This window comes from Kribbella sp. NBC_00709, from assembly GCF_036226565.1.
In the GTDB taxonomy this organism is placed as follows: domain Bacteria; phylum Actinomycetota; class Actinomycetes; order Propionibacteriales; family Kribbellaceae; genus Kribbella.
The window spans coordinates 4,591,581-4,604,797 of record NZ_CP108996.1; the positions used below are offsets into that span (position 1 = coordinate 4,591,581).

The following is a 13,217-nucleotide window of genomic DNA, read 5'->3' on the forward strand; positions in this document are numbered from 1 at the left end:
ATGAAGGTTGTCGACAAGGTCCTGCGGATCGGCGAGGGCAAGATCCTCCGCCAGCTCCAGGGCATCGCGAAGATGGTCAACTCCATCGAGGACGACTTCGTCGCCATGTCCGACGAGGAGCTGCGGGGCCAGACCGCGGATTTCAAGCAGCGTCACGAGAACGGGGAGTCCCTCGACGCGCTTCTGCCGGAGGCCTTCGCGGTGGTCCGGGAGGCCGCGAAGCGGACCCTGCACCAGCGCCACTACGACGTCCAGATCATGGGTGGCGCGGCGCTGCACCTGGGCAACATCGCCGAGATGAAGACCGGTGAGGGCAAGACCCTGGTCGGCACCCTCCCGACGTACCTGAACGCGCTGTCCGGCAAGGGCGTGCACGTGGTCACGGTGAACGACTACCTGGCCAAATACCAAGCTGAGTGGATGGGCCGGGTGTACCACTTCCTCGGCCTCGACTACGGCGTGATCATGCCGGAGATGACGCCGGCCGAGCGCCGCATCGCCTACGCCAAGGACATCACCTACGGCACCAACAACGAGTTCGGCTTCGACTACCTGCGCGACAACATGGCGGGCAGCATCGAGGACTGCGTCCAGCGCGAGCACAACTACGCGATCGTGGACGAGGTGGACTCGATCCTGGTCGACGAGGCCCGGACCCCGCTGATCATCTCCGGCCCGGCCGAGGACTCCCAGCGCTGGTACGTCGAGATGGCCCGGATCGCGAACCAGCTGAAGGCGTGGACGCTGGCCGACGAGGCCGAGCTGAAGCGGAAGACCCCGCGGATCACCGACCACGAGATCGACGAGACCAAGCGCCGGGTCGCCGACTACGACGTCGACGAGAAGAAGCGCACCGTCGCCATCCTCGAGCGCGGGATCGAGAAGGTCGAGGACCGGCTCGGCATCGACAACCTGTACGAGTCGGCCAACACCCCGCTGATCAGCTACCTGAACAACGCGCTGAAGGCCAAGGACCTGTTCCACCGGGACAAGGACTACGTGGTGGTCGGCGACGGCGAGGTCCTGATCGTCGACGAGCACACCGGCCGGACGCTGCACGGCCGCCGCTACAACGAGGGCCTGCACCAGGCGATCGAGGCCAAGGAAGGCGTCGAGATCAAGGAGGAGTATCAGACCCTCGCGACGATCACGCTGCAGAACTATTTCCGCCTCTACAGCAAGCTGGCCGGCATGACCGGTACCGCGATGACCGAGGCGAACGAGTTCTCCAAGGTCTACAAGCTCGGTGTGGTCCCGATCCCGACCAACAAGCCGATGATCCGGGTCGAGGAGCGGGACCTGATCTACCGCACCGAGGACGCCAAGTTCGACGCGGTGGTCAAGGACATCGTCGACGTGCACGCGAGCGGCCAGCCGATCCTGGTCGGCACCACGTCGGTGGAGAAGTCCGAGCGGCTGTCCCGGCAGCTGCTCAAGGAGAACATCGAGCACGAGGTGCTGAACGCGAAGCAGCACGAGCGGGAGGCCGCGATCGTCGCCGAGGCCGGCCGCCGCGGCGCGGTCACGGTGGCCACCAACATGGCCGGTCGTGGTACCGACATCATCCTCGGCGGGAACCCGGAGTTCCTCGCCGACAAGGAGCTGCGCGCCCGCGGCCTCGACCCGGCCGAGGCCATCGAGGAGTACGAGGCGGAGTACCCGACGATGCTCGAGCAGTTCGAGAAGCAGGTGAAGGAGGAGCAGGAGGAGGTCCGCGAGCTCGGCGGCCTCTACGTCCTCGGCACCGAGCGGCACGAGTCCCGCCGGATCGACAACCAGCTGCGCGGTCGCGCCGGCCGCCAGGGCGACCCGGGCAAGTCCCGGTTCTACCTGTCGCTGGAGGACGACCTGATGCGCCTGTTCAAGCGCGAGATGGTCGACTGGGCGATGTCGCGCAACAACGACGACACCCAGCCGCTGGAGAACAAGGTCGTCACGAAGGCGATCGCGTCCGCGCAGGGTCAGGTCGAGGCGCAGAACTTCGAGACCCGGAAGAACATCCTCAAGTACGACGATGTGATGAACCGGCAGCGCCACGTGGTGTACGACGAGCGCCGCCGGGTGCTCGAGGGCGCGGACCTGCGCGACCAGGTGCAGGACATGCTCGAGGAGACCGTCACCGGGTACGTGCAGGGTGCGACCGCGGACGGGTTCGCCGAGGACTGGGACCTGGACGCGCTGTTCACCGCGATGCGGACGCTGTACCAGACCGAGCTGACCGAGGACGACCTGATCGAGGAGGCCGGCGGCGAGAAGGCCGGCCTGACCCAGGACTTCCTGGTCGAGCGGTTCATCGAGGACGCGACCGCGGCGTACGAACGGCGCGAGGAGCTGCTCGGCGAGGAGGCGATGCGCGAGCTGGAGCGGCGCGTCGTGCTGAGCGTGCTGGACCGCAAGTGGCGCGAGCACCTGTACGAGATGGACTACCTGCGCGAGGGCATCGGCCTGCGCGCGATGGCGCAGCGCGACCCGCTGGTCGAGTACCAGCGCGAGGGCTACGACATGTTCGCCTCGATGATGGAGTCGATCAAGGAAGAGTCGGTCGGGTTCATCTTCAACGTCGAGGTCGACATCGAGGCGATGCGCGCCGAGATCGAGCTCGCCAACGAGGCGCAGCTGGCCGACGAGGAGAGCCTCACCGGCCGCCGGATCGAGGACATCCTCACCCCGGGTGCGCCGGTCGCGGAGTTCGCCGGCCGGACCGAGGGCGACGACGAGGAGCGGCCGCAGGACACCCCGCGGCCCCGCGACACGCCGCGCCTGCGGGCCAAGGGCCTGACCAACGAGCCGCGCCCGCAGCGCCTGTCGTACTCGGCCCCGACCATCGACGGTGACGACGAGGTCGCGAGGCACGAGGACGCGGTCGAGGACGGCAAGCTCGAGTACGCCGGCACCCCGCGCAACGCCGCCTGCCCGTGCGGCTCCGGCAAGAAGTACAAGCGCTGCCACGGCGACCCGCAGTCGGACGTCTACAAGTTCTGAGCCCGGGGGCCCGGTCCGCAAGGACCGGGCCCCCGGTGTTTCAGAGGGTCGTGAGGTCGATGGCGTCGGCCATCACGCGATAGCCGGCCTCGTTGGGATGCAGGTGGTCCCCGCTGTCGTACTTCGGTGCCAGCCGGGTCGGATCAGCCGGGTCGGCGAGGGCACTCGCGAAGTCGGCGACGGCGTCGAACTCGCCGCTCGTCGCGATCCATGCGTTGACCGCCCTCCGGAGCTGCGCGCTGTGGACGGTGTAGACCGAGGCGCCACGGAAGGGCGTGATCGTCACTCCGACGACGCGCACTCCGCGAGCGTGGGCATCCCGGATCAGCGTGCGGTAACCGGCAATGAGCTGCGCGGCAGTGATCGCCGGGTTCGGCGTCGTACAGGACGTCGGTGGGAGTTCGGGGTAGCCGAGGTCGTTGATGCCGATCAGGACTAGCACGGTCCTGGTTCCAGGCTGGTCCAGCACGTCGCGGTGGAACCGGGTCAGGCCGTCCTCGCCGTAGCAGGCCGAATCGGTCAGCAGCCGATTGCCGCCCAGTCCGGCATTGAGGATGGGCATCGCGCGGCCCGACGCGGCGAGGCGTGCGGCCAGCAGGTCCGGGTACCGGCTCCCGGGTGCGGCGGTGAAGCCGTTCGTGATCGAGTCTCCGAAGGCAACGACCGAGCCGACGTCCGCCGGGGTCACGTCCACGCCGGCCAGGAAGTACCAGCTGCCGCTCGTCTCCCGGTATGCCGTCCCGCTGGTGGCGGCTCGCTGGTCGCCCGCTGCCCGGTACGACGCCCCCGTCGCCCCGAACTCGTGGAAAGTGGCCGGGCCGGTGGCGTGGGCGAAGTACAGAGTGATCGCGAGCTGGGTGCCGCTGGTCAGGCCGGACAGGGTGACCGCGTCGCCGGTGACCTGGCCGCCCGCCGGAACGCTGACCGACTCGGCGCCTCCGAACCGCACCGGCTGTGCCGAGCCAGGCACGACAGCCGAGCCTCGCGCCGCCTTGGCGATGGTCGCACCGGTCAGCTCGAGCGGCTGTACGCCGTACTGGTTGCTGATCCTGATGCGTGCCTCGGATCCTCCGGAGCTCAGCCGGATCACCTGACGCACCGACTGGTTGGCGAAGCCTTGCCGGGACCAGTTCTGGTTCGCATTGGGCTGCTGGAGCGCTGTCATCCACGCCGTGCGCCACGCTGGTGCTGCGGGCGGTGTCTGCCGAGCTGTGGCTGGGACGAGTGAAGTGTGTGCTGCTACGACCAGAATCACAGCCAGCACTCCCGCGAGAGCACACCAACTCCGCAAAACCCGCACTTCAGCTTCCTTTCGTCACTGTCTCGATGCGCAGAGGAGGGCCGAGGTTGTGATGGGTGATGATGAGCACATGTGGCTGACGGAGAGGTTCGGGCTGTCCGTGCCGGTAATCGGTGCGCCGATGGCGAATGTGAGCGGTGGCCGATTGACCGCGGCGATCTCGGCTGCGGGTGGTTTGGGGATGCTCGGCGCCGGTTCGGCGGTGACGGCTGACTGGATCCGGACCGAGGGGGCGATCGCGGCGGCGAGCGGGAAGCCGTACGGGATCGGGCTGATGGCGTGGTCCGTCAAGGAGCGGCCGGAGCATCTCGACGCCGTACTGGAAGCGAAGCCGGCGCTGGTCTCGCTGAGCTTCGGGGACTTCGCGCCGTACGTCGCACCCCTGCAGCAGGCGGGCATCGTCGTCGCGACCCAGGCCGGGACGGTAGCTGACGCGCGCGAGGCTGAGGCGGCCGGTGTGGACGTGATCGTTGCCCGTGGCGCTGAGGCGGGTGGGCACGGGCGGAACGCGGTGGCGACGCTGCCGCTGCTGCAGGCGATCCTGGACCTGACCGACCTGCCGGTGCTCGCCGGCGGCGGGATCTCGGGTCCGCGTGGCCTCGCCGCTGTGCTGGCCGCCGGTGCCGCCGGCGGCTGGATCGGTACTGCGTTCCTCACCTGCGTCGAGGCGCAGACCAAGGAGCCGGTCAGGCAACGGATCATCGAGGCGGACGAGACCGACACCGTCTACGGCACCGTGTTCGACGCGGCATCCCGGGCCGGCTGGCCGGACGAGTTCGGCGGTCGCGCCCTGCGGAACGCGTACTTCGACAGCTGGGAAGGCCGCGAGGACGAGCTCAAGTCCGACGACACCGGGCACACCGAGTACGTCGACGGAACGAAGGCCGCCGACCCGGCTCGCGCGTCCATCTACGCGGGCCAGGGCGTCGGCGCGTTGACCGGTCAGCCGACGGCTGCCGAGGTGCTCGCCGGCTTCGCGACGTACCGGACCTACTTGAGCGCCGCTCTCAACGACGGGTCCAAGTAGTTGTGATGGGCAACCACCAGGTCGTTGCACAGGGCCCAGATCTGCTCGACCGGTAGCGCCGCCGCGGTCGCCGGGTCGACCATCACGGCCTGCCGGATCGCGCGGGGGTCATGATTGATCGCGGCCTGGACGGCGAGCTCGGCGACGTTGAGGTACGAGCGGTTGAGGGCGGCGCACTGGGGTGGTAGTTCGCCGACCGCCGTTGGATGGACGCCCGAAGCGTCAACCAGGCAAGGGACCTCGACGACTGCCCCGGACTGCAGGTTGGGGATGAGACCGGTGTTGGGGACGTTGGCGTAGACCGCGCGAGGGGTGCCGGTGACGATGCTGTGGATGATCTGCGGCGCGTACTCCATCGTTGGCTCGACCTCGACCGCCTCGCCGGCCTTCACCGCGTGCCGGGTCTGCTCGTACGACGCGAGGTTCTCCGCGACGATCTCCAGGTACGCGCCGATCGGCAGCCGGAGCCGGTCGATCTCGGCCGCGTGCGACAGGTACCACGGCACGTACTCCGAGGAATGCTCGCTCGTCTCCGTCGGGTAGAACCCGAGCCGGCGGTACATGTCGACCCGGACCCGCCGCAGTAGCTCCGGATCCGCCGCGATCGCCTCGTCCAACCGGTCGTACAGGTTCTCGGCGCCGCGTTCGAACCGCAGTACCCACGACTGATGGTTCACGCCGGCGGCCAGGTACGTGACGTCGTCGTACGGCACGCCGACCAGCTCGGACAGGCCCTGCATCGTCCAGTAGACCGAGTGGCAGAGCCCGACGACGTTCCGTACGCCGAGTGCCTTCAGGTACCAGACGTTCATCACCATCGGGTTGGTGTAGTTCAGCAGCCAGGTGTCCGGGCAGACGTCGGCGATGTCCTGCGCGAGCCCCCGCAGTACCGGGAACGTCCGGAGCGCCCGGAACACGCCGCCGACGCCGAGCGTGTCGCCGATCGTCTGCCGGATCCCGTACCGCGCGGGGATCTCGAAGTCGATCTTCGTCGCCGCGTTCATCCCGACCTGGACGATGTTGATCACGAAGTCCGCGTCCGCCAGGGCCGCACGTCGCTCGAGATGCGCGGTGATCTGCACCGGCCGGTCCTGAGCGAGGTACGACGCAGCGGCGGCGGCCGTGTCGAGCCGCTCGGGATCGATGTCGTGCAGGGCGATGTGCAGCGGGCCCAGGTCGAGGCCGAACAGGTCGGCCAGCAGGCCCTGGGTGAAGACCACACTGCCCGCGCCGATGAAGGCAACCTTCGTCATGTCGTCACGCTTTCGATTGCTAGGTCCCAGTCCGGCTGGGCCGCGGTGCCGCCGGCCGCCCGGGTGGAAAGTGAGCCGCAGGCGGCGGCGATGGTCAGGGCACGCTCGGTGCGGGATCCGTTGAGTACGGCGGCCACCCAGCCGGCGTCGAAGCTGTCGCCCGCGCCGACGCTGTCGACCGTGTCGACCTTCAACGCCGGTGCGGTGATTACCTTCGACCCGTTGTGCGCGAGAGCACCGTCCGAGCCGTTCTTCACGACGACGAGCGGACCGCGACGGGCGAGGATGCCGGCGGCGTCGGCGACCGAGTGGTGACCGGTCAGCGCCAGCGCCTCGGCGGCGTTGGGCAGGAAGTAGTCCGTGACCCGCAGGATCGGGTCGAGGACCGTCCGGTCCCACTTGCCGGCCGGGTCGTCGTTCGGGTCCAGGGAGGTGGTCGCCTTCGCCGCCTTGGCCTCCTTGAAGATCCCGGCCAGCCCCGCGGCCAGCCCTGGCAGGAGGTAGAACGACGCCGCGTGCACATGCCGCACCGACCGCACCAGGCTCCGCGGCACATCCTCCGCCGAGGTACTGGGCAGGCATCCCGGTGACGTCAGGATCGCACGATCGTCCCAGGACGTGAGGATGGTTGTGAGCGGGGTGGGAAGCGACGGGTCGGTGACCAAGGCGTCGACATTCACCCCGCGATCGGCCAGCGACGTACGCACGAAGGCGCCCGCCGCATCGTCGCCCACCCGTCCCGCGAAGGCGACCTGCAGTCCGAGCCGGGCCGCGCCACACGCCATGATCGACGCCGAGCCGCCCAGCACCAGCGAGCCAGAAGGAACCAGCCGTTCCCGTTGCCCGAAGAGAATCGGTTGCGCGACCGGCCCGACCACGACGTCGGGGTTCGCGTCACCAATGACAAGAAGATCCATATCAGCCCTTGAGTCCGGTGGATGCCAGCGAGCGGATGAACGCCTTCTGGGCCAGGAGGAAACCCAGCAGGACGGGCAGCACGGTGATGACGTTGCCGGCCATCACCGCGGACCACTGGGTGTGATGCTGGCCCTGGAACGTGGTCAGGCCGAGCTGGAGGGTGTACGTCGAGTCGCTGTTGATCGCGATCAGCGGCCAGGTCAGGTCGTTCCACGTTGCGAGGAACGTCAGTACGGCGACGGTGCTCAACGCCGGCCGTGCCAGCGGCAGCACGATCGACCACAGGATCCGCAGCCGCCCGCAGCCGTCGATCCAGGCCGCTTCCTCGAGCTCGCGCGGCAGCGACACGAAGAACTGCCGGAACAGGAACACCGACAGTGGTGTCACCAGCGACGGCACGATCAGCGCGCCGAGCGTGTCGATCAGCCCGAGCTCCTTCATCACCAGGAACGTCGGGATCATCGTCAGCTGGAACGGGATCACCATCGTCGCCAGCATCAGCCCGAGGACGACCTTCGACCCGGCGAACCGGATCCGCGCGAACGCGTACCCGCCGAGCGACCCGAGCACGAGGTTGGCCGTCACCGCGACCGCGGAAACAATGAAGGAATTCAGGAACCATCGCGGAAACAACGCGTTCCCGAGCACGTACCGGTACCCGTCGAGCTTGATCCCGTGCGGCCAGAGCGCCGGCGGAAAACGGTTGATTTCCGCGTTGCTCATCACCGAACTCACCAGCAACCACACCAGCGGCAGCGCGAACAGCAACGCCAACGGCGCGAGGACGAAATGCCAACCGGAGAACGGCAATCTCTTCATCGAGCAGCCACCCTCCGTCGGTAGATCTGCAGGATCACGCCGGCCACGAGCAACCCCACCGCCAAGGTGTACGCCGCCGCCGCGCTGTACCCGGCCGTGAACGTCTTGAACGCCTTCTCCCAGATGAAGTACACGATCACCGTCGTCGAACCGAGCGGCCCGCCCTTCGTGGTCACGAACACCAGGTCGAACACCTGTAACGCGTTGATGGTCTGGAACAGCAGCAGGAAGATCGTCACCGGCATCAACGCGGGCAGCGTCACGTGCCGCAGTACGCCCCACCGCCCGGCGCCGTCGATCCGCGCCGCCTCGACCAGATCGCTCGAAACCCCTTGCAGACCGGCCAGATAGACGATGACGCAGAACCCGGTCCCGCTCCACAACGAGATCGCGACCAGCAGGTACAGCGCCTGACCCGGATCGCTGAAGAACCCCTGCGCCGGCAGGCCGAGCTTGTGCAGCACGGAGTTCGCCACGCCGAACTCCGGGTCCAGGACGAACGAGAACAGCACGCCCTGCGCCGCCGCCGACACCACGAACGGCACGAACACCAGTGTCCGGTACAGCCCGATGAACGCGATCTTCCGATCCAGCGCGATCGCGATCGCCAACCCGGCGATCACACTCAGCGGAACATAGAGAACCGTGTAGATCAGCGTGTGCGAGACGGCCGATCCGAAGGCCGGATCCTTCAGCAAGGCCTTGTAGTTGGCCAACCCGACCCACTGCGAAGGCGACACCAGATCGTTGACCTGGAACGACAAGAGCAACGACCACAGCACCGGTACGACGCTCAGCCCGAGGATGATCACCACCGACGGGCTGACGAAGGCCCACCCCGTCGCCCCTTCGTTCCGGGCGCGGCGTTTCGCGGCCGCCCGGCCCCGCGGGTCGACGGTGAACGTACCGACGACACTGGCCATCAGTTCGGCACCGCCAGCACCTGGTTGCACTGGTCAACGGCCTGCTTCAACGCATCCGCGGGACTCTGCTTCCCGAGCAGTACGGCGGAGATCGCCTCGCCCAGGTGCTGCGAGATCTGCGGGTACGCCGTGATCGTCGGCCGCACCTTCGCCGTGTCGAGCGCCTTGACGAACACGTCCAGCCCGTTCGTCTCGGTCGAATGCTTCTTCCAGGCCGGCAGCTCCGCGGTCGCCTTGGTGATCGGCAGGCTGCCGCCTTTCACGTCCCACTGGATGTCCTGGGCCGGCTCGGCGAGCCAGGCGACGAACTCGGTCGCCGCCTTCACCTTCGCCTTGCCGTTGTCGAAGACCGTCCAGGTGTCCGGCCCCGAGATCGTCACCTGCTTCCCGGAGTACGACGGCAGCGGCACCACGCCGTACTCGATGCCGTTGTCGTTCAGTTCGGGGAGCTGCCAGGGGCCGGTGGCAACCATTCCCATCCGGCCGCCGAGGAACACCTGGTAGAGCTGCTCGCTGCCCGGCTTCGGGTCGACGTACAGCGACCTGTCGGTGCGCAGCCGGTCCAGTGTGCCGAGGGCCTGCGCGCCGACCGAGTCGAAGCCGACCTTCTTGCCGTCGCCGCTGACGACGTCGCCGCCGAGGTCCCAGATCATCGGCCAGATCCGCCAGACCGTGTCCTCGTCGCCGACGCCCGGCCAGCCGGTGCCGAAGATGCCCTTGGCCGGGTTGGTCAGCTGCTTCGACATCGCGGTGAAGTCGTCCCAGGTCCAACCGGTCTTCGGCGCCGGCAGGCCGGCCGCGGCGAACAGTTTCTTGTTGTAGACCAGGCACAGCGAGTCGAGCAGGGCCGGCGCGGCCCGGACCTTGCCCTTCACGCTGACCGCGTCCTTCGCGGCCGGCCAGTAGTCGTCGATCTTCAGGGCGCCGGTCAGGTCGGCGACCTTCGGGCTCTTGGTCAGGCTGGCGAGGTCCGACCCGAAGATGTACGCGATGTCCGGGTAGGACCCCGCCGCCAGACCGGCGGTGACCTTCTGCAGCATGCTGTCCGCGGTGACCCCGCCACCGCCGCCGACCACCTTGATCTTCGGATGACTCTTGTTGAACTCGGTGATCAAGGCATCGATCGCGGCCTTGCCGGTGTCGACCTGACCGTGCCAGAGGTCGAGCGAGACGACACCGTTGGCGTCGGCGCCTTCGTCGTCGTTCTTCCCGCAGGCGGCGAGGGTGCCGGCAGCCGATCCGGCAAGGGTAGCGGCGGCCGCGGCCCGGAGGACGTCGCGGCGGGACAGAGTGCGAGCATGCATGAGGGTCTCCAGAGCGATGGAGGAGGGAATTCAGCAGGTTTTGCGGACGTATCCGGGGTCACCCGGAGTCGAGACGTCCACGTCGCGCTGCACGATCGTCAACGTCCCGCCGTACTGCGAGCAGGCCGTCGAGCGGCCGCTGTTGGTGTACTCGATCACGATCACGTTGTTGCCAAAGGCATCGACGTAGTCGCCGCACTCGTCGTACTGGCCGCACTCCTCGGCGACCGCGAAGTCCAGCCCGACGGCCTGCCGGTCACCGGCCAGTTCGACGGTGTTCTTCTGGGCGATCGCGAGGTTCTTCGAGTGCGCGTGCGTGGCGAGCAGCGTCAGGTACGCCTTCGCGTTGGCAGCGGTGAGGAGTTTCTTCGAGCGGGTGTAGCTGTCGTAGTTGTCCGGCTCGATCGCCTTGTACCCCTTGGCGGCACAGCCGTCGATCCAGCCGTTGACCTTCGCGGCGATCCGGTTCCGCTTGTCCGCCGTCCGGAAGTCGAGCAGCGGTTCGCCCCAGTCCTGGTCGATCACGAGCTTGCCCTTGGCGTCGCGGAGCAGCAGGTCGGAGTCCCACTGTCCTTGTTCGCCGGGCTGGACCTGGAATGCGTTGACGTAGCAGATGTTGTACAGGCCGGCCGCCGGTGCGGCGGTCCGGTCGCGGGTGACCACCTGGACGCCGGCGGGCGGCGTATAGGCCCCGCCGATCTGGTAGTCGAACTTCGCGTGCGTCGGCGGCAGGGTGACGGCCGCGTCGGCCGACGTTCGGGTGAGCACGGTGGCGGTGACTGCCAGGGCGGTGGCCGCGACTCCGGCGAGGAGGCGGCGAGAGAGTCTGGACACGATTTGCTCCATCGGTCCCGGGGACGCGACCCCGCCTCGGGCCTCTCCTGAACCCTGGCGCCGGAAAACCGGACTTCAGGCCCTCGGCCTGCTACCGGCTGGGTGCGTCACTGCCGATCAGTTAAGCGACGAACCGACGGTTCGGTCAAGGGAAACTTGCAAACGAGTGCGCGAATTCCGCCTGATAGTGCGGCTCTGCGCAGGCTCTTAGGCGTCCCCGAGCGCGGCGGTGGCGGTGTGGCCGGCGCTGGTGGTGCGTTGAAGAAAGTCGGCCAGGAGCTTCAGCTCGGCGTCCGAGTAGTCGGCGAGGAGCTCGTCCATCGCGCCGTTCATCCCCGAGTAGAGCTGGTAGACCTCGGCGTTGCGATCGCGGAGGGCGCGGACCGTCACGGCGCGCCGGTCGGCGGCGTCCGGGTCGCGCTCGCGGACGATCCAGCCGCTCTTCTGCAGCCGGTCGAGGATGCCCGTCATGGTCGCGGGGTGCAGGCCGGCCCGCCGCGCCAACGCGCTCGGGCTGATCGGGCCGTGCCGGCCGATCAGCTCCAGGCAGTCCAGGTCGACGTCCTTCAGCTCGAGGTGCGCGCTGACCTGGTGGTTGAGCAGCGACAGCTGGTTGCTCAGTTGGCGCAGCGAGTCCTTGATCTCGGTCGCGAACCGGCGGCTGGGTCGCGCCGGCTCAGCCGAAGATGCGGAACTCATAAGATCTGCTCCTCGTGCCGTACGGATCCCGCACAATATGCTACAGGCCTTGACGGACGAGTTTTTAACCGGTTTAGTGACGATCTAAACCGGTTTAAATCCCGTCAAGCGAGGTTCTTGTGAGCAAGCGGCCGACGATCGCGGATGTGGCCCTGCGAGCTGGGGTGTCCAAGGGATCGGTGTCGTTCGCGCTCAACGGGCGGCCCGGGCTGGCGCAGGCGACGGTCGACAAGATCCTCGCCGCCGCCGACGAGCTGGGCTGGCGGCCGAGCAACCGGGCTCGTTCGCTGTCGGTCTCGAAGGCGTTCGCGCTCGGCCTGGTGATCACCCGGGATCCGGCCGTGCTGTCGTCGGATCCGTTCTTCCCGGCGTTCATCGCCGGGGTCGAGAGCGTCCTGTCCACGCGAGGCCAAGCGCTGGTCCTGCAGGTCGTCACGGCCGGTGAGTCCGAGGAGGACGGGTACCGGCGGCTCGCGCGGGACGGACGCGTCGACGGGGTGTTCCTCTCCGACCTCCGGCACGACGACCCCCGGATCGAGCTGCTCGTCGAGCTCGGCCTGCCCGCGGTCACCCTGAACCGGCCGGACGGTACGTCGCCGTTCCCGGCTGTCATCCTCGACGACCGGCCGGGCACGAGCGCAGTCGTCGAGCACCTGCTCGAGCTCGGTCATTCCCGGATCGCCCAGGTCGCCGGGCCGCCCGCCTTCGTGCACGCGACCGCCCGGACCACTGCCTTCGTCGAGACCCTGGCCGCGGCCGGCCTCGAGCCGTTGACCGAGACCGGCGACTTCACCGCAGCCGGCGGGATCGAGGCCACCCGTCGGCTGCTCGCGCTCCCGGAGCCGCCGACCGCGATCTTCTACGCCAACGACCGGATGGCGATCGCCGGTCTCGGCGCAGCCCAGGCCGCCGGACTCACCGTGCCGGACGACCTGAGCATCGCCGGCTTCGACGACAGCGAGCTCGCCGAGTACGTCCATCCCGGCCTGACCACTGTCCGCGCCGACCCGTTCCGCTTCGGCGAGGCGGCGGCCCTGACCCTCAACCAGCTCGTCGACGGCGCGACCGACGTACCCGACACCGAGCTCCCGCCCGCGCAGCTCGTCGTCCGCGGCTCGACCGCGTCCCCTGCGTAGTCCCTGCGTTGCCCCCTGGAGG

The 13,217-nt window shown here is 68.3% G+C and carries 11 protein-coding genes; 3 read left to right on the forward strand and 8 right to left on the reverse strand.

Annotated elements, in window-relative coordinates; genetic code table 11:
* The gene (secA, locus tag OHA18_RS22635) at positions 1-2,982 is read left to right on the forward strand and encodes a preprotein translocase subunit SecA (RefSeq protein ID WP_328997258.1); all 2,982 of its coding nucleotides are present in this window, start codon (positions 1-3) and stop codon (positions 2,980-2,982) included.
* A 40-nt stretch (positions 2,983-3,022) separates the two neighbouring features.
* On the opposite strand, the gene OHA18_RS22640 is transcribed toward secA, so the two are convergent.
* Positions 3,023-4,147: an SGNH/GDSL hydrolase family protein gene (locus OHA18_RS22640; protein ID WP_328997259.1), complete on the reverse strand. Its 1,125-nt coding sequence runs from the start codon at positions 4,145-4,147 to the stop codon at positions 3,023-3,025.
* A gap of 205 nt (positions 4,148-4,352) precedes the next feature.
* Between OHA18_RS22640 and OHA18_RS22645 the strand changes: the two genes are divergently transcribed.
* On the forward strand, positions 4,353-5,309 hold the full coding sequence (locus OHA18_RS22645) for an NAD(P)H-dependent flavin oxidoreductase (protein ID WP_328997260.1): 957 nt from the start codon (positions 4,353-4,355) through the stop codon (positions 5,307-5,309).
* Here the strand turns inward: OHA18_RS22645 and OHA18_RS22650 are convergent.
* The 7 genes from OHA18_RS22650 to OHA18_RS22680 all read right to left on the reverse strand — a co-directional run bounded on the left by OHA18_RS22650 (position 5,273) and on the right by OHA18_RS22680 (position 12,059).
* On the reverse strand, positions 5,273-6,562 hold the full coding sequence (locus tag OHA18_RS22650) for an alpha-glucosidase/alpha-galactosidase (protein ID WP_328997261.1): 1,290 nt from the start codon (positions 6,560-6,562) through the stop codon (positions 5,273-5,275). The genes OHA18_RS22645 and OHA18_RS22650 overlap by 37 nt on opposite strands.
* Positions 6,559-7,479: a carbohydrate kinase family protein gene (locus OHA18_RS22655; RefSeq protein WP_328997262.1), complete on the reverse strand. Its 921-nt coding sequence runs from the start codon at positions 7,477-7,479 to the stop codon at positions 6,559-6,561. Before OHA18_RS22655 ends, OHA18_RS22650 begins: the two co-directional genes overlap by 4 nt.
* Position 7,480: 1 nt before the next feature.
* Positions 7,481-8,299: a carbohydrate ABC transporter permease gene (locus OHA18_RS22660; protein WP_328997263.1), complete on the reverse strand. Its 819-nt coding sequence runs from the start codon at positions 8,297-8,299 to the stop codon at positions 7,481-7,483.
* Positions 8,296-9,222 carry a carbohydrate ABC transporter permease gene (locus OHA18_RS22665; protein ID WP_328997264.1) on the reverse strand — a complete coding sequence of 309 codons (927 nt, stop codon included), beginning with the start codon at positions 9,220-9,222 and terminating at the stop codon, positions 8,296-8,298. Before OHA18_RS22665 ends, OHA18_RS22660 begins: the two co-directional genes overlap by 4 nt.
* Positions 9,222-10,526, reverse strand: coding sequence for an ABC transporter substrate-binding protein (locus tag OHA18_RS22670; RefSeq protein ID WP_328997265.1), 1,305 nt, complete (start codon positions 10,524-10,526; stop codon positions 9,222-9,224). Before OHA18_RS22670 ends, OHA18_RS22665 begins: the two co-directional genes overlap by 1 nt.
* A gap of 30 nt (positions 10,527-10,556) precedes the next feature.
* Positions 10,557-11,360: an endo alpha-1,4 polygalactosaminidase gene (locus tag OHA18_RS22675; protein ID WP_328997266.1), complete on the reverse strand. Its 804-nt coding sequence runs from the start codon at positions 11,358-11,360 to the stop codon at positions 10,557-10,559.
* A 207-nt stretch (positions 11,361-11,567) separates the two neighbouring features.
* Positions 11,568-12,059: a MarR family winged helix-turn-helix transcriptional regulator gene (locus OHA18_RS22680; RefSeq protein WP_328997267.1), complete on the reverse strand. Its 492-nt coding sequence runs from the start codon at positions 12,057-12,059 to the stop codon at positions 11,568-11,570.
* A gap of 119 nt (positions 12,060-12,178) precedes the next feature.
* Between OHA18_RS22680 and OHA18_RS22685 the strand changes: the two genes are divergently transcribed.
* The gene (locus OHA18_RS22685; RefSeq protein WP_328997268.1) at positions 12,179-13,195 is read left to right on the forward strand and encodes a LacI family DNA-binding transcriptional regulator; all 1,017 of its coding nucleotides are present in this window, start codon (positions 12,179-12,181) and stop codon (positions 13,193-13,195) included.
* Positions 13,196-13,217: the final 22 nt, after the last annotated feature.

Excerpts from the sequence above, each read along its gene's own strand:
- secA (WP_328997258.1), top strand. The coding sequence starts at position 1 with ATGAAGGTTGTCGACAAGGTCCTGCGGATCGGCGAGGGCAAGATCCTC.
- OHA18_RS22640 (WP_328997259.1), bottom strand. The coding sequence starts at position 4,147 with ATGACAGCGCTCCAGCAGCCCAATGCGAACCAGAACTGGTCCCGGCAA.
- OHA18_RS22645 (WP_328997260.1), top strand. The coding sequence starts at position 4,353 with ATGTGGCTGACGGAGAGGTTCGGGCTGTCCGTGCCGGTAATCGGTGCG.
- OHA18_RS22650 (WP_328997261.1), bottom strand. The coding sequence starts at position 6,562 with ATGACGAAGGTTGCCTTCATCGGCGCGGGCAGTGTGGTCTTCACCCAG.
- OHA18_RS22655 (WP_328997262.1), bottom strand. The coding sequence starts at position 7,479 with ATGGATCTTCTTGTCATTGGTGACGCGAACCCCGACGTCGTGGTCGGG.
- OHA18_RS22660 (WP_328997263.1), bottom strand. The coding sequence starts at position 8,299 with ATGAAGAGATTGCCGTTCTCCGGTTGGCATTTCGTCCTCGCGCCGTTG.
- OHA18_RS22665 (WP_328997264.1), bottom strand. The coding sequence starts at position 9,222 with ATGGCCAGTGTCGTCGGTACGTTCACCGTCGACCCGCGGGGCCGGGCG.
- OHA18_RS22670 (WP_328997265.1), bottom strand. The coding sequence starts at position 10,526 with ATGCATGCTCGCACTCTGTCCCGCCGCGACGTCCTCCGGGCCGCGGCC.
- OHA18_RS22680 (WP_328997267.1), bottom strand. The coding sequence starts at position 12,059 with ATGAGTTCCGCATCTTCGGCTGAGCCGGCGCGACCCAGCCGCCGGTTC.